Here is a 17,238-nt window from a genome sequence, read left to right as displayed (position 1 = left end):
GGCCGCGCCAGGCCGCGGGCTTTTACAGCGAGATCAAAAAGGGGAAGCCGGCCACGGTTTCCCCTTTTTCACACCTGTGCGGCGTGCTATGAAAAAACGGTGTCCAGCAAAAACGGCCTGTTCAAAAAACGGGCGGCAGCCGGGCGGGTGGCTTAAAAAATAGCCTGCGCCTTTTACTGTTACGCAGAAAAAAACGGCCTGTTTCTATGTGCTCCTCGTCCCCGCGGGACGATCCGGGGCAAGGAGCGGAAGAACGGCCTGTAAAAAGGCCGACTGAAGATCTGCCGGAAAGACGCCGCGGCGAAGCATCGCCGGGGTGAGGACACGGGCGAGGCTGAAAAAAGGACGATTTTCCCGCACAGGAGGGGCGCGGCCCTTTTTCTGTCCCGCGCGGGAGCAGGAGGAGTGACATGACGTTTGGACACTGGGGATTTTCCTGGACCGGGCTGGTGTTTTCAGCTCTGCTGATAGCGCCGAATCTGTTTTGGACCAAAAACAAGCCCAGGGGCTACAGCGCGGCCGGCGAGGATCGCCGTCTGCTGGTTCTGGAGCGGGTGGGGGAAGCGGGGACCCTCTGCGCGGCGCTGTTTTTCCGCGACACCGACCCGGGCCCCTGGTCGGGCTGGAGCCTCTGGCTGGTCGCTTCAGCGGTGTTGATGCTGCTGTATGAGTGCTGGTGGGTCCGATATTTCAAAAGCGGCAAAGAGCTGACGGACTTTTACAGCTCGTTTCTGGGAGTGCCGCTGGCCGGGGCCACTCTGCCGGTAGGGGCTTTTCTGCTGTTGGGGATCTACGCGCGTCTGATACCGCTGCTCTTTTTTACCCTGGTGCTGGGGGTCGGGCATATCGGCATCCATCTGCAGCACCGCAGGGCGCTTGAGCGGCCGGGCGGCTAGGGGCCATCAGGAAAAAAGCGGGCAGGCCGTCATGATCTTTCAAGACAGCTGCGGAACAAAAAACAGGGAGAATCCAGGATAAACAGGGCGCTTTTCAGACGGCGGTCAACGCTCTGGCCGGAAAGAAAGCGAACGCGGCCTGTGGTCGCTTGCGCGACCTTTCTGGACGGCGCGCTGCAAAAAGGAGAAAAACATGAGACCTTATCTGCACAGAGTGCAATATTATGAGACCGACAGGATGGGCATCACCCACCACTCCAACTATATCCGCTGGATGGAGGAAGCGCGGGTGGATTTTTTGGAACAGCTGGGCTGGGGTTATGACCGATTGGAGAGTCTGGGCGTGGCCTCGCCGGTGCTGGGGGTGGAATGCAGCTACAAACGGTCCACCACCTTTCATGACGTCGTGGAGGTGACGGTGCGGCTGCAGTCCTATCACGGGGCCCGCATGACCATCTTTTATGAGATGCGCGCCGCCGCCGGCGAACTGGTCTGCACCGGCTCGTCCCAGCACTGCTTTGTGGACAGCGCGGGCCGGCCCGCCCGGCTGCGCCGCAGCCTGCCGGAGTTCGACGCGCTGCTCTGCTCTTTGGCGGCAGAGGGGCAGAGTGCCTGAGCCGCACCCGGGCGGCGGCAGACAGGGCCGCCGGGCACGAGAGATCCCCGCGGGTGCAGCGCGGGTGAAACGACGGCAGACCCGGCCGCCGGACACAAGGGCTTTTCCAAGTGAGGCGCGGGCACAAAAAAGCGGGTCACGGGGATGTGTGCCGCAGACGGGCGCTGCGCCGCCGCCCGGGGCAAAGCGGCGGAGAAGTATCGGCCGCGCTCCTCCGCATGCCCGCTGCCGCTAGGGAGGCGGGGCCGAAAGGCTGGTGTTCGCGCTGCTCGCCGTAAAAAGGGAGGCCGGGTCTTAAGGGGCTGCCGCCTCCCTGCTGTAGAGAAGCGCTGCTTTCAGGCATGGCAAACTGGTTTTCGGCGCAATATCCAAAAACTCCCTGCACTTTTTCGGTGTAGGGAGTTTCCGATTTGGATCGCCTTGGACCAAGAAGGCGCGATCAAATCAGTACGACAAACGGAAAGTTGTCATGTTATAGGTACGTGTTCTCTTTTTCAAGTACCCAAGGAATACTTGCAGAGAATTCAAGCTGGATAGCTGGAAGCGGAAAATCTGTTTCCAACAGGGAAATATCTTTCTGCATGGATACATGGAAACTAGGAGAAACAGAAAATGCTGCACTTTCATCCCAACATGAAGTTGTATCACTTGTTTTCTTCCACGCACTCTCTCCCTCTAACAAGGTGCCGCAGATGTGATAAAAGCCGCCATAGGATAGCGTTCCGTCATCGTTTGTGCAATTTACATAGCATTCGCACACCTTGCGCATGTCAACGCCAAGATCGGCAAAGAACTTTCTTACCGTCTGCGGGAGCGCATCGACGGCTTTCTCAAAATTCAGGCAGCCATCGCAGGAACATCCTTTGCTGACTGGCTCTGCATTCTCATAAAAGTATTTTGTTTTTTCAGTATCGATATCAACTATGTATTGCCCGAATTTAGCGACCATATGTTTGCTCCCCTCGCCAGCATCCGAATTGTCGTTCTCCGCCTAATACGGCCTGCTTTTTTACATTCTATTAGATGAAACTGTTCCTTTCAAGGCTGTTTGGTGAGACTGATGGAGTTTTTGCCGGCAATATTTATCTTACAGCAGGGACGCAGCCCCGATGTTTTGCTTTTGAGGCCCGGTTATGATACAATATTACCCGTATAGGCCCTGGGCCAAAAATCAGCATCCCCGTTGCCGGGGCAGGGAGGAAACGCATGAGGATCGTCGTCAAGGTCGGCACTTCTACGCTGGCGCATGCCACGGGCCAGCTGAACATCCGCCGTATTGAACGGCTGTGCCGGGTGATCGCGGACGTCAAAAACAGCGGGGTAGAGGTCGTGATGGTCTCTTCCGGCGCCATCGGCATGGGGGTGGGCAAGCTCTCTCTGTCCCAGCGCCCAAGCGACGTGCCGGGCAAGCAGGCGGCCTCGGCGGTGGGCCAGTGCGAGTTGATGTACGTCTATGATAAGGAGTTTGAGCAGTATCATCATGTGGTGGCGCAGATGCTGCTCACCAGCTATGAGATCGAGAACGACGATTGCCGCTGCAACATCGAGAACACGCTGCAGCGGCTGATGGATTACCGGGTGCTGCCCATCGTCAACGAGAACGACACGGTGGCCACCGAGGAGCTGGGCATCGGCGAGAACGACACCCTCTCCGCGATCGTGGCCACCCTGGCCAAAGCAGACCTGCTGGTCATCCTGTCGGATATCGACGGGCTGTATGACAGCGACCCGCATCAAAACCCGCAGGCAAAGCTGATCCCGCTGGTGCGCGAGATCACCCCTGAGATCTTTGCCCTGGCCGGGGGCGCCGGTTCCAAACTGGGCACCGGCGGCATGGAGACCAAACTGCGGGCGGGTCTGGTGGCAAACCGCGCCGGGATCCCCATGGTGATCATGAACGGCAGACAGCCCGAGCTGCTCTATGACCTGATGGAGGGCAAGCCCGTGGGCACCCGTTTTGAAGGGAGGAAAGACGTATGAGCGTCTTGTCACTGCTGGACCGTGCGCATGCCGCAAAGGGCAGCGTGGCCTATGCCTCTGCAGAGGAGAAAGACAGGCTGCTGCTGGCGATGGCCGACAGCCTGCGCCGCTCACAGGAGGAGATCCTGGCGGCCAATGCCGCCGATCTGCAGGCGGCCCGCGAGATCATCAGCGAGGTCATGCAGGACCGGCTGCGCCTTACCCCGGACCGCGTCGAGGGCATGGCGGCGGGCATGGAGAGCGTGGCCGCGCTGCCCGATCCCGTGGGACAGGTGAAGAAACATATCGAGCGCCCCAACGGCCTTGTCATCGAAAAGGTGACGGCCCCCATGGGGGTGATCGCCATCATCTACGAGTCGCGCCCCAATGTCACGGCGGACGCGGCGGCGCTTTGCCTGAAAGCGGGCAGCGCCTGTGTGCTGCGCGGCGGCAAAGAAGCGATCCGCAGCAATACCGCCATCGTGGCCGCGCTGCGGCGCGGCGCCGCGAGCGCGGGCTTTGACCCGGATGTGATCTGCCTTGTGGAGGATGTCACCCGCGCCAGCGCCAACGAACTGATGACGGCGGAGGGCCGGGTAGACCTGCTGATCCCCCGCGGCGGTGCGGGCCTGATCCGCGCCTGCGTGGAAAACGCCACCGTGCCCTGCATCGAGACCGGCACCGGCATCTGCCATGTCTATGTGGACCGCGCCGCCGACCCGGAGATGGCGGCCCGTATCGTCACCAACGCCAAGGCCAGCCGTCCCAGCGTCTGCAACGCGGCGGAGGACTGTCTGGTCCACGAGCAGATCGCGCCTGTATTTTTGCCTCTGGCGGCCCAAATGCTGGAAGAGGCGGGCGTGGAACTGCGCCTGGACGAGGCGGCGGGGAAAATAATTTCTGGAAAACCCGCAAATGAACACGATTTTGACACAGAATTTTTAGATTATATCCTAGGGATCAAGGTCGTGCGCGATCTCGACGAAGCTCTGGCCCACATTGCGGCCCACTCCACCCATCACTCGGACGCCATCGTCACTGCGGATGAGGCGGCCGCGGCGCGCTTTTGCCGCGAGGTGGACTCCGCCGCCGTGTATGTCAACGCTTCCACCCGTTTTACTGACGGGGGAGAGTTCGGCCTGGGCTGTGAAATGGGCATCTCCACCCAAAAGGTGGGGGCGCGCGGCCCGATGGGGCTTGAGGAGATCACCACCTATAAATACGTCGTCCGGGGCAGCGGCCAGATCCGCTGACCCGGACGGAGGTCACGAGGTAACAACATGGCTTATAAAAGACAGACCAAGGAAGAGAAAGAGCGGATGCGCCGCCGGCGCCGCCGCCAGCTGCTGGGCGGCGCACTGTGTGTGCTGATCGTGCTGGGCGCGGTGTCGTTGATCTCCGCCGGGGTGCGGGTGACCGCCAAGTTGTTTGACGACACCAAGGAGAAAGAACAGTATGAAAGACTGCTAGCCCCCATCGTGATGCTGGACCCGGTGCCCTTTGACAGCCTGGAGACAGCGGACCAGAACATGCTGCTGCAGACGGCGATCTGGGAGGCCATCTACAACGAGGATATCTCCAAGTATGAGCGCGATGACGTGGGCGCGCTGATCCTGCCTGCTGTGGATATTGACAAAAATGGCGCGCTGCTGTTCGGCAGGGACTATGTGCTGGAGCACCATACCTTTGACGCCAACGGCATGCAGTTCGTCTATGATGAGGAAAAAAGCGGCTATATCATCCCCATCACCGGCACCACCAGCGCTTATACCCCCAAGGTGGTGAAGATCAAGAACTCGGTACAGCAAAAACGGATCACCGTGGGCTATGTGGCGCCCCCCACCGGCTTTTCGCTGGACGGCACCCTTTCCACCGAGCAGGGCGAGCCGGCGTTTTATTACGACTATATCTTTACCCGTCAGGGAGACGGCTATTATCTGGCGGCAATGACCACCAGCGACATGAAGCCGGAGACGACCGCCGGCGCCGCTGCCAGCCAGGCGCCGCCCGTGATACCGCAGGACGAGCAGCTGGCCAGCGAGATCCAGCAGCAGGCGGATTCGCTGGCGGGCGGCAGCTCCGCCCCGCAGAGTGCTCCTGAAGAGGGCACAGAGTAAAAGCCGCATGGTGCAAAAGGCGCGGCGCCCGCGCAGCGCGCCGGCGCGCGCTGACACTGAAAGAGAAAAAAGACGGACAGGGAGAGACCTGTCCGTCTTTTTTTGTGCGCAGGATCGCCGGCAGCGCGAAAGGGAGTGTCCGGGGAAAAACGCATCCATATTTCAGCCCGCGGTGGGAATACGGCGTCCCGAAGCCGCCCGTTGAACATACGCCGGAGGGCGCAGGGGAAAGGGAAACAGTGAAAAAACGGACTTTTGCAGCGCCTGAGGGGAACGGGGGCCGAGGGGAAATATCCGCCTCCCCGGGTTTTGTGTTGCGGGGATAGGGGGCGCTGCCCGCGGGCCTTGCCGGAGGCCTTGCGCCGCGGGAAGCGTTTTTGGAGCTCAGCGCCGCAGGCGGGCGCGCATCGCCCGCGAGAGCAGCAGTGCGGCGGCGGCCTTGCAGGCGTCGGGGATCACGAAAGGCAGCACACAGAGCGCCAGGCTTTCCGGCAGGCTGCGCCCGGTGACGATCATAAACCAGCCGGTGCCGAGCGCATAGCAGGCCAGCAGCCCCGCGGCCATGGCCGCGGCGGTCCAAAGCGGATCTTTGCCGTGTTTTGCAGCCAGCGCAGTGAACAGCGCGATCAGCAGATAACCGACGATATAGCCCCCGGTAGGGCCGGCCAGAATGGCCGGGCCGCCGGAAAAGCCGGCAAACACCGGCAGGCCAAACGCGCCCAGCAGAAGATAAGCGGCCATGCTGGCCAGCGCCCAGACGGGTTCCAACAGGCAGCCGGCCAGATAGGCCCCCAGGACCGCCAAATTAAAGGGGACAGGCCCGATGGGCAGCATGATCTGCGCCAACACGGCGGTGGCGGCGGTCAACAGGGAAGCGAGCACCAGTTCCCTGGTCTTTTTAGCAGTGTGTTCCATAGGTCCCTCCAAGATTTTTGGCCGCGTAAAGCGGAAAAGTTTGTCCCGCACCCCGCGTCGGGGCGCGGACGGATTTTTTGAAGCAGAGAGAGAGAGCCGCGCCCGCGGGCGGCGGCACCCGCCGCAAAAGCGGGGCGCATGTTCTGACCCAGAGAGAAGCCGGCTGCGCTGCAGCGCCGGCCGCCCCGCAGAGACCGCTGTTTTGCCCGGGAGGGGACACCGGCAAAGGCGCAGCAAAGATGTGGCAAAAAACCTGTGCGCCGCGGCCGCGCCCACCGGCTCAGAGCATGAGACGGCGCGCTTTCAATGGGGGAGCAGCCGCACCTCGCCCGCGTTTAATAAGCGGCATTCCCCGCCGGGCAGGCGCACGGCAAGGCGGCCCTGGTCGTCGATCTCCCCGGCCGTTGCCTGATAGGGCTGGCCCAGCACGGGCAGCACGGTGACGCTGCGTCCGGGCAGGATGCTGGCGGCGCGGTATTCCTGCAGAAAGTCTTTGGCGGGAAGCGCTTCCAGCAAAGGCAGGAATTCCCGCGTGACGGCGGCGGCCAAAGCGGCGCGTCCGGGCGCGCAGCCCGGCGCAAAGACCGCCCCGGCGACACCGGCCAGCGCAGGGGGAAAACCGCTTTCCGGGGCTGTGAGGTTGAGGCCGAAGCCGACGATCAGGTGGTCCACCAGCCCGCTTTCAAAGCCGGTCGCCGCCTCGGTGAGGATGCCGCAGACCTTGCGCTCCCCCATCCACAGGTCGTTGACCCATTTGACGCCCACTTCGGCCCCGCAGCCCGCCAGCGCCCGCCGGACGGCAACTGCCGCCGCCGCGGTGACCAGCGGCGCGTCCGCAGCTGCCAGAGCGGGGCGCAGGAGCAGGCTGAAATAAAGGCCGCTGCCGGGCGGCGAAAAAAAGCTGCGCCCCCGGCGGCCCATACCGTCCGTCTGTTCCTCAGCCGCCACCAGCAGCGGCGCGGCCGTGCCGCTGTTGGCAAGCTCACGCGCGCGGCGATTGGTGGAGGGCAGGGAGCGGAAGCACTCGGCCTGCCAACCCGGTCCAAGATGGACCAGCAGCTCTTCCCGGGTGAGCAGATCTCCGCCGGCCGCCAGCCGATAGCCGCGCCGGGGCACTGATTCCAGCGGAAAACCCTCGGCCCGCAGTTCGCCTGCGGCTTTCCACACCGCGCTGCGGGTGACGCCCGCCGCCTCGGCCAGGGCCTCCCCGCTGTGCCATTGACCGGGCGCGGCGCGCAGCGCCTGCAGCAGGGCCTCTTTGACAGGGCTCTTTTTCACCTGCTTCCTCCTTTGCCTTTGCAGAGGCGATAAAAAGTGCGATCGGGATAAAATCGATTTTAACCAATTTAGAGTGTAAAAGAAAACCGCGCTATTGTCAACTAAAAATATTTTTTAGTTGACAATAGCGCGGTAAGAACAGCGTAAACCGGCAGGGAGCACGGCTGTTTTGAAACCGGGGCGGGGAGAAGGGCCGGAGGGAGGCTGCAGGGTATCCGCGGACAAAACGGCGCGCCCTGCCGCGCGGTCCCCGTTCCTGTTCTCGAGACCATGCGGCAGCCGGCGGGAACCAGCCGCCCCACACGAGTAGCACGTCTGCAAGAGGGAGACGCCGTCGCCTGCGGGCAAAAGCGGGCTGCTGCGAAAAACAGAGCAAAACAGCCTTGCACCGGCCGTTCCCCCACAGAGAGGCCGCCCGGCGGGAAAGCCGCGGCTGCGCGTCCCCCCAAAGGACGCGTTCCGCGTTCTCCAAAGCCTGCTGAAAGCGCGGGGAGAGGCCGCAGGACGCCCCCCAAAAGGGCCTCAGCGGATGCCGAACAGTGTGCGGCCGTTGGCCATGGTCTGGGTCAACAGCGTTTCGGGATCCACGCCCCGCAGGGCGGCCAGCGTCGCTGCCACATGGGTGAGCAGGGAGGAATCATTGCGTTTGCCGCGATAGGGTACCGGGGCCATATAGGGACAATCCGTCTCGATCAGCAGCCTGTCTGCGGGCACGGCGGCTGCGGCTTCCAGTGCTTTGCGGGCGTTGCGAAAGGTCACCACCCCGCCAAAGCCGATATACAGCCCCTGCGCGGTCAGCCACTTTACGTCCTCCGCGCTGCCGGAATAACAGTGCACCACGCCGCGCGGACGGTACTTTTTCAGCAGCGCGTAGGTGTCGGCGTGCGCCTCCCGGTCGTGGACGATGATGGGTCTATCCAGTTCCAGCGCCAGCTGCAGCTGGGCCTCAAACAGCGCCAGCTGCTCGTCTTTGGGCACAGGCCAGTGATAATCCAGGCCGCACTCTCCCACCGCGGCCACCCGCGGGTTTTCATACAGCGGGCGGATCGCCGCCATCTCGGCCCGCCAGTCGCCGCCGAACCGGCAAACCGTGGAAGCGTCCTCCTCGATCAGGCTTTCCGGGTGGATGCCCACTGCCGAGTAGAGAAACGGATAGCGCTCGCCCAGCGCCAGGCTGGCGAGGCTGCTCTCAAGATCGGTGCCGCAGTCGATCACCAGCCCCACGTTTTTGCCGGGCAGTGCGGACAGCACCGCGTCGCGGTCGGCATTGAAAGCAGAGGCGGTATAGTGGGCATGGGTGTCGAAGATCGCAGCCATAGAGATCCTCCTTTATTTGAAACATCGCGGCGGGGGAACGGCGGCCTCAGGCCTTTTTCCGGTTCACCAGCCAGATACCGGCACAGACCAGCGCCAGCGCGCCCAGATATTTGAGCTGCAGCGCCTCTTCCCCCAACACCAGGATGGAGAGCAGGGTGCCGAAAATGGGGATGAGAAAATTGAAGATGCAGACGCGGCCCGCCGGGTTGTATTTGAGCAGGGTGGTCCAAAGGGAAAAAGCCACCGCGGAGAGCAGGATCAGGTAGGCCAGCACGGCGATCCCGCCGCCGGTGACCTGCGGGAAACGGCCGCCCCCCGCAAGGCCTGCCGCGGCAAGAGCCCCGCCGCCGAGGGCCAGCCCCCACCCGGTGAGGGCCATGGGGGAAATGCCCTGTGCGTATTTGCGGGCCAGCAGGGAACTGCCCGCATTGGCGGCCGCAGAGAGCACCATGAACCCCTCGCCCGTCAGCCGGAACGCGAGGTCGCCGCCCCCGGCGGCCAGCAGCACGCCAAGAAAGCCCACGGCGCAGCCCGCCACCCCGGCGCCGGTCAGCTTGTCGGAGCGGAAGAACAGCGGCGCGCCCAGCACTGCGAAAAAGGCCGAAGTGGAGGTGAGGATGCTGCCCAGCGTGCCGCTGGTGTTGGAGAGGCCCACATAGAAGAAAATATACTGCAGCACGGTCTGCACCAGCGCCATCAGCAAAATGGGACCCGCTTCACTTTTTTTGAAAAACAGGGGCCGCCGGGCGGCGGCGCTGCCCACGGCCAGCACCACCACGCCGGCAAAGCCGAAGCGCAGCCCCGCAAAGAGCAACTTTGTGTAGACACTGGCGTCGCCGCCGATGCCGAAAGCCGCGTACCCCAGTTTGACAAAGGGGAAAGCGCTGCCCCACAGCAGGGTGCACAGCACTGCCAGCAGCGGCATCGAGAGCCGCCCGGTAAAGAGATTTTTCTGTTTGAGATCTGTCAAGAGATACACCTCGCTTGCTTTAAAAAGGGCCGCCCTGCGGGCAGCCCTTGAATGGAGCGGGTCCTTGTGATAAGGGAGGACGCTGCCGGCGGCGCAGGCGCTTCAGCGGATGCGGCTGCCGGGGCGCACCTCGTCGGGGAAGAAAAAGACCGCAGCGCCGCCGTCGTCGGTGTCAGCCGCCAGGACCATGCCCTCAGAGACGTATTTGCCGCCCATCATCGGGCGCGGGGCCAGGTTTGCCACAATGCCCACCTTTTTGCCGGCCAGATCCTCAGGCGCATACCATTTGGCGATGCCCGAAAGGATGGTGCGCTCCCGCTCGCCGTCAAAGACCGACAGCTTGAGCAGTTTTTTGCTCTCTTTCATCCGCTCGCAGGACACCACCTGGCCCACCAGCATCTCCACTTTGCTGAACGTGTCGTAGTCGATCTCAGCCTCGTGTTCCACGGGCTCGGCGGGTGCTGCGGGTGCAGGCGCAGCGGGCTTTTCGGCCGCGGCCGCCTGTGCCGCCAGGGCGGCTCTCTGGGCCTCCAGCTCGGCCAGCTCTTTGGCCGCGTCGATGCGGGGGAAAAGATTTTTGCCCTTGTGCAGCACGGCGGCCGCGGGCAGGGCGCCCGCAGCGGCGGCGCTGTCCCAGGTCTGCACGGCGGCGTCCGCGCCGACCTGGGCAAAGATCTCCGCACAGGTGGCGGGCATAAACGGCGTCAGCAGCACGGCGCACAGGCGCAGCGTCTCAGCCAGGTTGTACAGTACCCGGGCCAGGCGGGGCTTTTTCTCTTCGTCCCGGGCCAGCACCCAGGGGGCGGTCTCGTCGATGTACTTGTTGGCGCGCGCGATGACCGAGAACACCTCGGCCAGGGCGGACTGGAACGAGAACTTCTCCATCTGCGCCTCGTATTTGCCGCGCAGCGCGCCCAGCATGGCCAGCAGCTCGGCGTCCTCGGGGCCCTCGTCCTGGGGTGCAGGCAGGGTGCCGCCGAAGTATTTGTCGGCCATCGCCGTGGTGCGGGACAGCAGATTGCCCAGGTCGTTGGCCAGGTCCATGTTGATGCGCCCGATCAGCAGCTCATTTGAAAAATTGCCGTCCGAGCCGAACGGGAAATCGCGCAGCAGAAAATAGCGCAGCGCGTCGGTGCTGTAGCGCTCCGCCAGCAGATAGGGGTCGACGACATTGCCCTTGGATTTGGACATTTTGCCGCCGTCCAGCAGAAGCCAGCCGTGGCCGTAGACCTTTTTGGGCAGGGGCATGTCCATGCTCATCAGCATGGCGGGCCAGATGATGGAGTGAAAGCGCACGATCTCCTTGCCGACAAAGTGCACGTCTGCGGGCCAGTATTTTTCATAATCGCTGTCCGGGTAACGGTCGTTCATAAAGCCCAGCGCGGTGGTGTAATTGAACAGGGCGTCGATCCACACGTAGACCACGTGTTTTGAGTCGAAGTCCACGGGCACCCCCCACGAAAAGCTGGTGCGGGAGACGCACAGGTCCTCCAGCCCCGGGTCGATAAAGTTGTGCACCATCTCGTTCACGCGGCTGCGCGGTTCAAGAAAATCAGTGTTGACCAGCAGGTCGCGCACGCGGCCGGCATATTTGGAAAGGCGGAAAAAGTAGGCTTCCTCCTCCGCGTCGACCACCGGGCGTCCGCAGTCGGGGCAGCAGCCGTTCACCAGTTGGCTCTCGGTCCAAAAACTTTCGCAGGGGGTGCAGTATTTGCCCTTGTAGGTGCCCTTATAGATGTCCCCCTTGTCGTACATTTTTTTGAAGATCTTCTGGATGGCGGCCACGTGATAGTCGTCGGTGGTGCGGATAAAGCGGTCATAGCTGATGTCCATCAGCTTCCACAGGTCCTTGACGCCGCGGGGCCCCTCGACGATCTGATCGACGAACTGCTGCGGGGTGACCCCCTTTTCGTTGGCTTTTTCCTCGATCTTCTGGCCGTGTTCGTCGGTGCCGGTCAAAAACATCACGTCATAGCCTTTCAGGCGCTTGTACCGGGCCATCGCGTCGGTGGCGACGGTGCAGTAGGTGTGCCCGATATGCAGCTTGTCCGACGGATAATAGATCGGCGTGGTGATATAGAACGTTTTTTTCTCTTCCATTTTTCTCCCCCCACAATAGATCGGGCCCAAAGCGCGCCTTGAAACGGAAAACCGCCGAAAAATTGCCGAGGCGGGGGGCTTTGCCGGTAAAAGCCGCGGGACGGCTGGTCCCTTTCCGCGTGCTTTTGGCAAAAGCCCCGCCTCAGTAAAATTTTCAACTGTTTGGAGCTTCAAGATGCGCTCGTCAGCCCGGGTTCACGTTTTTCAGCGGTGCATCAGCTTGCTGCGCACCTTAAGAGCAGCTTCCATGGCCGTGTTGACGGCCGCGTTGTACACGATGCGGAACTCGCCTGCCGTGGTGACGATCTCACCGGTGAAATTCTGTTTGAAGCCCAGGACATTGTACAGCTGCAGGCTGTCCTCCGGGCGCACCGCCACGCCCTGCATGTCATAGACCCAGCAGCCGGTGGAAAGGGCCCACTTCATCATCTCCCACTGCAGCAGATAGGTGGCGCGCAGCCTGCGCAGCTCGTGGTCGTCGCTGGAACAGCCGTAGACATGGGCCGTCTTGCCCGCGTAGTTTACCGCCAGGCCGCCGCAGATGGGCGCGCCCTGTTCGGAATAGCACATATACATGCGCGCGTGGGCGGGAAACGCTTTCAAAAAGCCGGCCAGATACTCTTTGGGCCGGATGTTGAAGCCCTGCCGCTCGCCGGTTTCGGAATAGACCCTGTAAAAATCGTCCAGGCAGTCGTCCCCCCAGCGGCAGGTGACCCCGTGTTTGCCGGGATAGCGGATGTAATAGCGGGTCTCCCGGGCAAACTTTGACAGCAGTTCCTCCTCGCTGAGCCCCTCCAGATAGGGCAGCATGTAGTTGTAGCGGGGCTGGATGGTGTCCTTGAAAGCCGCGTCAGGGGTGAAAGAGCAGCCCAGCGACTGGAACAGCTCGATGTGCTGCTTGTCCCCCTCCAGGATATAGGGGTCCATCTTCAGGATATGGGCGTGATGTTTTTTTGCCACCGCGGCGGCGCCCGCCAGCAGGTCGGCAAGGGTGTCCCGGTCGTCGTAGTCGCACACCGGCCCGCGCGGCGCGTACAGCAGCGCGCCGGGGCCCATGGGCATGATCAGGATGCTCATGACCCCCTTTAATTTGCCGTCCGGCCCGCGCCGGGCCGCGATCTCATGCTTCCAGTTCGGCTTCACCTTCGCCCAGGCGGGGCTCTGCATAAAGCTGCCCGACCGGTGGTGGCTGACAAAGGCCTCCGCTTCGCCATATTGCTCCGGTTTCAAAAGTTCCAAATTTTCTGCGTCCCCTTTGTAGAGATTCGGCCCCCGGGCAAAGCGCCGCCCAACGCCGGGCCGCCCTGCCGCTTTTGGCCTATATACTGATATAGTATAGCACAACGGCGGTTGTTTTACCACCCGGGAGGGGTGTATAATTAAACTGAAAACAAAACGCGCTGCGGCGCGGAATTCGGCAAAAAAGGGGGCGCGGCCCGTGATCACGGTCACCGGCACGGTATTCCAGCTGGACACGGCGCATACCAGCTATCTGTTTGAGGCGCGCGGCGGCCTGCTGCAGCAGCTCTATTATGGGCCCAGGATCAAGACCCACGACGCGGAACCGCTGCGCGAGAAGACCGCGGCGGGCTACGGTAGCGAGGTGGTTTACAAAGCGGCGGAAAAGCCGCTTTCGCTGGACAGCCGCCCGCTGGAGTTTTCACCGAAAAATAAGGGCGATTACCGTCTGCCCGCCTTTTCCGCCCGCACCGGGCAGGGGTTCACCGCAGACCTTGTGTATGAGGGCTTCCGGGTGGAGGAAGCGCTGCCCGCGCCGGAGGGGCTGCCCGCTCCTCACGGCGGGGACGGCTGCCTCATCGTGACCCTGAAAACGGCGGACGGCCTGGAGGTGGAGCTGCTCTACGGCGTGTTCGAACAGGCAGACGTCATCGCCCGCAGCCTGCGGGTGGTCAACCGCACCAAAGCGCCGCTGGAGCTGCTGCGGGCGATGAGCTTTCAGCTGGACCTGCCCGGCTGCGGGTATACGCTGGCCACGCTGGACGGGGCCTGGGCGCGGGAGCGCCATGTCACCGAGCACCGCCTCGCCCCGGGCGCGGTCGTCTTTGGCAGCCGTACCGGGGCGTCCTCCAACCGGACCAACCCGTTTTTTATGGTGTACGAGGATGGCGCGGGAGAATTTGCCGGGCGGGTCTATGGCTGCAATCTGGTCTATTCCGGCAGCTTTGAGGGCGCGGCCGAGGTCTCGCCGCTGGGGTCCACCCGCATCATGGAGGGGGTGCAGAGCGACGGCTTCTGCTGGCCGCTGGCCCCGGGGGAGCGGTTTGAGGCGCCCTGGGCGGTGCTCACCTGTTCCGACGCGGGCAAAAACGGCATGAGCCAGAACATGCACCGCTTTGTGAAAGAGCACATCCTGCCGCCCGCCTTTGCCCACAAGCTGCGCCCGGTGCTGCTCAACAACTGGGAGGCCACCTATTTTGATTTCAACGAGCGGCGCCTGCTGCGGCTGGCCCGGGAGGCCGCGGCCCTGGGCGTGGAGCTGTTCGTGCTGGATGACGGCTGGTTTGGGGCGCGGGACAGCGACAGCGCCGGCCTGGGAGACTACGAGGTGAACCGCAAAAAACTGCCCTCGGGCCTGGATGGCCTGGGGGATAAGGTGCGGGCATTGGGCCTGGGATTCGGACTTTGGATGGAACCCGAGATGGTCAACGAGGATTCCGGCCTCTACCGCGCCCATCCCGACTGGGCGGTAAAAGCCCCCGGCGTGGAACCGGGCCGCGGCCGCAACCAGCTGGTACTGGACCTCTGCCGCCGGGAGGTGCGGGACTATATCGTCGAAAACGTGGTGCGCACGGTCAAAACAGCCGGCGCAGCCTATGTCAAATGGGATATGAACCGGCATGTGTCGGACAATTACTCGCCCGCACTGGACGAGCAGGGCAGGTTTGCGCACCGCTTTGTCCAGGGGCTGTACGAGATCTTCCGCCGGGTGACAGAAGCCTGTCCCGACGTGCTGTTCGAGGGCTGCGCCTCCGGGGGCGACCGCTTCGATCTGGGGGTGCTCTGCTACATGCCGCAGATCTGGACCAGCGACGATACCGACGCCTATGAGCGGCAGCTCATCCAGACCGGCACCAGCTATGGTTATCCGCCCTGTGTGATGGCGGCCCACGTTTCGGCCAGTCCCAACCACCAGGCGTCCCGGCCCTCGCCGCTGGAGGCGCGGTTCGACGTGGCTGCTTTTGGGCTGCTGGGGTATGAACTGGACCTCACCGTCGCCTCGGCGGCGGAGAAAAAGGCCATGAAAGAGCAGATCGCCTGGTACAAGGCGCACCGCCAGGTGCTGCAGCAGGGAGATTTTTACCGGCTGAAAAGCCTGTTTGGCCCGGACGACACCCGCGGCCTGACCGCGCGGGAGACCCAGTGGATCACCGTCGCGCCGGACAAGAGCGAAGCGGTGGCGGGCGAGTTTATGGGCCTGCTGGTGCCCAGCAGCGCCAAACCGCCCATGCGGCTGTACGGCCTGCACCCGGACCGGCTGTACGAGATCTCGGTGCGCCGCGAGGTCATCAATATCAAAACTTTCGGCAGCCTGATCAACCAGATCCTGCCTTTCCGGGTCAATGCGGACGGCCTGCTGATGCACACCGCCAGCGGGGTCTATATGCTGCCCTGTGAAGAAGAGCATTACACCGCCTGGGGGGACCTGCTGATGCGGGCGGGCCTGCGCTTCAAGCAGTCGTTCACCGGCACCGGCTACAATGACGATGTGCGTCTGATGCCGGATTTTTCCGGCCGCCTCTATGCGCTCAAAGCGGGTGCGGGCGCGCTGCGGGCTGAAAAGGAGAGCAAAAACGAGCAAAGCACGAATTAAACCGGGGAAAACCATAAAATTTGCGTGAATGAGACCATTTTTCTTGACAGAACGGCCCCGAATGGCATAAACTAAGAAAGGACTGGGAGACGGCGCAGCGCCTTGGCCTGCGCCGTTTTTGCGGCCCGATTTTCAAAAGAGCAAAGGAGTGTGAACCGCTCGTGGAAGGCGACCCCAACCCTCGAAGACGCAATCAAAACACCGGCCCCGCCGGCGTCCCCGCGGGCGGTCTGCGCCCCTGAGGACGCCTGCGCCGGGCCGGGAAAGCAGGTGACCAATATGATCGATATCTACATGACCAACCCCGTCAACGGCGCCCTGGCCGAGCAGGAAAAGATCCTGCCCGGCTGCTGGGTGCATCTCTGCGACCCCACCCCGGAGGAGATCGGCCGGGTGTCCAGCTGCCTGTCCATCGACCGGGACTTTTTGATGGCCGCCCTGGACGAGGAGGAGCGCAGCCGCCTGGAGGTGGAGGACGGGACCACGCTGGTGCTGGTGGACACCCCCACCGTGGAGACCCAGGGCCCCAACTTTGTCTACAACACGCTGCCGTTCGGCATCATCCTCACCGAGGAGAACATCGTCACCGTCTGCCTGAAAGAGGTGGCGCTGCCCCGCGCGTTTACCGAGGGGCTGGTCAAAGGGCTCAACACCCGCAAAAAGAACCGCATGACCCTGCAGTTCCTCTACCGCAACGCCACGCTGTTCCTGTTTTATCTGCGCCAGGTGGACAAGAACAGTACCCGCGTGGAAAACGAGCTGCACATCAGCATGAAAAACAAAGAGCTGATCCAGATGCTGGGGCTGGAGAAGAGCCTGGTCTATTTCTCCACCGCGCTCAAAAGCAATGAGATCGTGCTGGAAAAGATGCTGCGGCTGGATTTTGTCAGGGATTACCCCGAGGACACCGAGCTGCTGGAGGACGTCATCATCGAAAACAAGCAGGCCATCGAGATGAGCAATATTTACCGGGACATCCTGAGCGGCACCATGGACGCTTTCGCCTCGGTCATCTCCAACAACCTGAACATCGTCATGAAGTTGCTGGCCGCCGTGACCATCGTGCTGACCATCCCCTCCATCATTTTCGGCCTGTGGGGCGCGAACGTGCCGGTGCCCTTTGGCGATAACCCGATGGGGTTTGTTTATCTGGTGCTCATCGCCGCAGTTTTCACCATCGCCGCGGTGGCTGTCATGATCCGCAGAAAATGGCTGTAGGGCCGTGCGAAAAAAAAGCG

At 62.6% G+C, this 17,238-nt stretch carries 14 protein-coding genes; 7 read left to right on the top strand and 7 right to left on the bottom strand.

Translation table 11 applies throughout. The features are described 5' to 3' along the window. Positions 1 to 410 precede the first annotated feature (410 nt). Together H8S23_RS03310 and H8S23_RS03305 are read left to right on the top strand one after the other, a co-directional pair. Positions 411 to 896, top strand: a complete 486-nt coding sequence (locus H8S23_RS03310; RefSeq protein ID WP_186886872.1) for a hypothetical protein — start codon at positions 411 to 413, stop codon at positions 894 to 896. A 193-nt stretch (positions 897 to 1,089) separates the two neighbouring features. Beyond that, complete coding sequence (locus H8S23_RS03305; RefSeq protein WP_186886871.1) at positions 1,090 to 1,512, top strand: acyl-CoA thioesterase; 423 nt, start codon at positions 1,090 to 1,092, stop codon at positions 1,510 to 1,512. A gap of 472 nt (positions 1,513 to 1,984) precedes the next feature. On the opposite strand, the gene H8S23_RS03300 is transcribed toward H8S23_RS03305, so the two are convergent. Continuing rightward, positions 1,985 to 2,461: a hypothetical protein gene (locus H8S23_RS03300; protein ID WP_186886870.1), complete on the bottom strand. Its 477-nt coding sequence runs from the start codon at positions 2,459 to 2,461 to the stop codon at positions 1,985 to 1,987. Between the two features lie 257 nt (positions 2,462 to 2,718). Between H8S23_RS03300 and proB the strand changes: the two genes are divergently transcribed. Genes proB through H8S23_RS03285 form a run of 3 tightly spaced genes read left to right on the top strand, consistent with a single transcriptional unit; the run spans position 2,719 to position 5,588 of the window. Then, a complete protein-coding gene (proB, locus tag H8S23_RS03295; RefSeq protein ID WP_186886869.1) occupies positions 2,719 to 3,492 on the top strand; it encodes a glutamate 5-kinase in 774 nt (257 codons plus the stop codon). After that, entirely contained in the window at positions 3,489 to 4,724 is a 1,236-nt protein-coding gene (locus H8S23_RS03290) for a glutamate-5-semialdehyde dehydrogenase (RefSeq protein ID WP_186886868.1), read from the top strand. The genes proB and H8S23_RS03290 overlap by 4 nt, the downstream gene beginning before the upstream one ends. 27 nt (positions 4,725 to 4,751) lie before the next feature. Continuing rightward, positions 4,752 to 5,588, top strand: coding sequence for a hypothetical protein (locus tag H8S23_RS03285; protein WP_186886867.1), 837 nt, complete (start codon positions 4,752 to 4,754; stop codon positions 5,586 to 5,588). A gap of 384 nt (positions 5,589 to 5,972) precedes the next feature. On the opposite strand, the gene H8S23_RS03280 is transcribed toward H8S23_RS03285, so the two are convergent. The 6 genes from H8S23_RS03280 to H8S23_RS03255 form a co-directional block, all read right to left on the bottom strand. Beyond that, entirely contained in the window at positions 5,973 to 6,503 is a 531-nt protein-coding gene (locus tag H8S23_RS03280) for a biotin transporter BioY (protein WP_186886866.1), read from the bottom strand. A gap of 303 nt (positions 6,504 to 6,806) precedes the next feature. Then, entirely contained in the window at positions 6,807 to 7,781 is a 975-nt protein-coding gene (locus H8S23_RS03275; protein WP_186886865.1) for a biotin--[acetyl-CoA-carboxylase] ligase, read from the bottom strand. Positions 7,782 to 8,303: 522 nt separating this feature from the next. After that, positions 8,304 to 9,098: a TatD family hydrolase gene (locus H8S23_RS03270; RefSeq protein ID WP_186886864.1), complete on the bottom strand. Its 795-nt coding sequence runs from the start codon at positions 9,096 to 9,098 to the stop codon at positions 8,304 to 8,306. 46 nt (positions 9,099 to 9,144) lie between these two features. Further along, a complete protein-coding gene (locus H8S23_RS03265; protein ID WP_186886863.1) occupies positions 9,145 to 10,068 on the bottom strand; it encodes a DMT family transporter in 924 nt (307 codons plus the stop codon). A 102-nt stretch (positions 10,069 to 10,170) separates the two neighbouring features. Further along, a complete protein-coding gene (gene metG, locus H8S23_RS03260; RefSeq protein ID WP_186886862.1) occupies positions 10,171 to 12,168 on the bottom strand; it encodes a methionine--tRNA ligase in 1,998 nt (665 codons plus the stop codon). Between the two features lie 204 nt (positions 12,169 to 12,372). Further along, positions 12,373 to 13,407, bottom strand: a complete 1,035-nt coding sequence (locus H8S23_RS03255) for a lipid II:glycine glycyltransferase FemX (RefSeq protein WP_186886861.1) — start codon at positions 13,405 to 13,407, stop codon at positions 12,373 to 12,375. Between the two features lie 199 nt (positions 13,408 to 13,606). Between H8S23_RS03255 and H8S23_RS03250 the strand changes: the two genes are divergently transcribed. Next, entirely contained in the window at positions 13,607 to 16,000 is a 2,394-nt protein-coding gene (locus tag H8S23_RS03250; RefSeq protein ID WP_186886860.1) for an alpha-galactosidase, read from the top strand. A 279-nt stretch (positions 16,001 to 16,279) separates the two neighbouring features. Next, the gene (locus H8S23_RS03245; RefSeq protein ID WP_186886859.1) at positions 16,280 to 17,218 is read left to right on the top strand and encodes a magnesium transporter CorA family protein; all 939 of its coding nucleotides are present in this window, start codon (positions 16,280 to 16,282) and stop codon (positions 17,216 to 17,218) included. The last annotated feature ends 20 nt before the right edge of the window (positions 17,219 to 17,238 follow it).

This window comes from Anaerofilum hominis (assembly GCF_014287275.1).
Lineage (GTDB): Bacteria > Bacillota > Clostridia > Oscillospirales > Ruminococcaceae > Pygmaiobacter > Pygmaiobacter hominis.
The sequence above is the reverse complement of the archived record's forward strand: the minus strand, read 5'-3'. Positions and strand labels throughout refer to the sequence as shown.

Bases quoted from the DNA above. Each gene is read 5' to 3' on its own strand.
- H8S23_RS03310 (WP_186886872.1), top strand. From the start codon at position 411: ATGACGTTTGGACACTGGGGATTTTCCTGGACCGGGCTGGTGTTTTCA.
- proB (WP_186886869.1), top strand. From the start codon at position 2,719: ATGAGGATCGTCGTCAAGGTCGGCACTTCTACGCTGGCGCATGCCACG.
- H8S23_RS03300 (WP_186886870.1), bottom strand. From the start codon at position 2,461: ATGGTCGCTAAATTCGGGCAATACATAGTTGATATCGATACTGAAAAA.
- H8S23_RS03245 (WP_186886859.1), top strand. From the start codon at position 16,280: ATGATCGATATCTACATGACCAACCCCGTCAACGGCGCCCTGGCCGAG.
- H8S23_RS03270 (WP_186886864.1), bottom strand. From the start codon at position 9,098: ATGGCTGCGATCTTCGACACCCATGCCCACTATACCGCCTCTGCTTTC.
- H8S23_RS03290 (WP_186886868.1), top strand. From the start codon at position 3,489: ATGAGCGTCTTGTCACTGCTGGACCGTGCGCATGCCGCAAAGGGCAGC.
- H8S23_RS03285 (WP_186886867.1), top strand. From the start codon at position 4,752: ATGGCTTATAAAAGACAGACCAAGGAAGAGAAAGAGCGGATGCGCCGC.
- metG (WP_186886862.1), bottom strand. From the start codon at position 12,168: ATGGAAGAGAAAAAAACGTTCTATATCACCACGCCGATCTATTATCCG.
- H8S23_RS03280 (WP_186886866.1), bottom strand. From the start codon at position 6,503: ATGGAACACACTGCTAAAAAGACCAGGGAACTGGTGCTCGCTTCCCTG.
- H8S23_RS03305 (WP_186886871.1), top strand. From the start codon at position 1,090: ATGAGACCTTATCTGCACAGAGTGCAATATTATGAGACCGACAGGATG.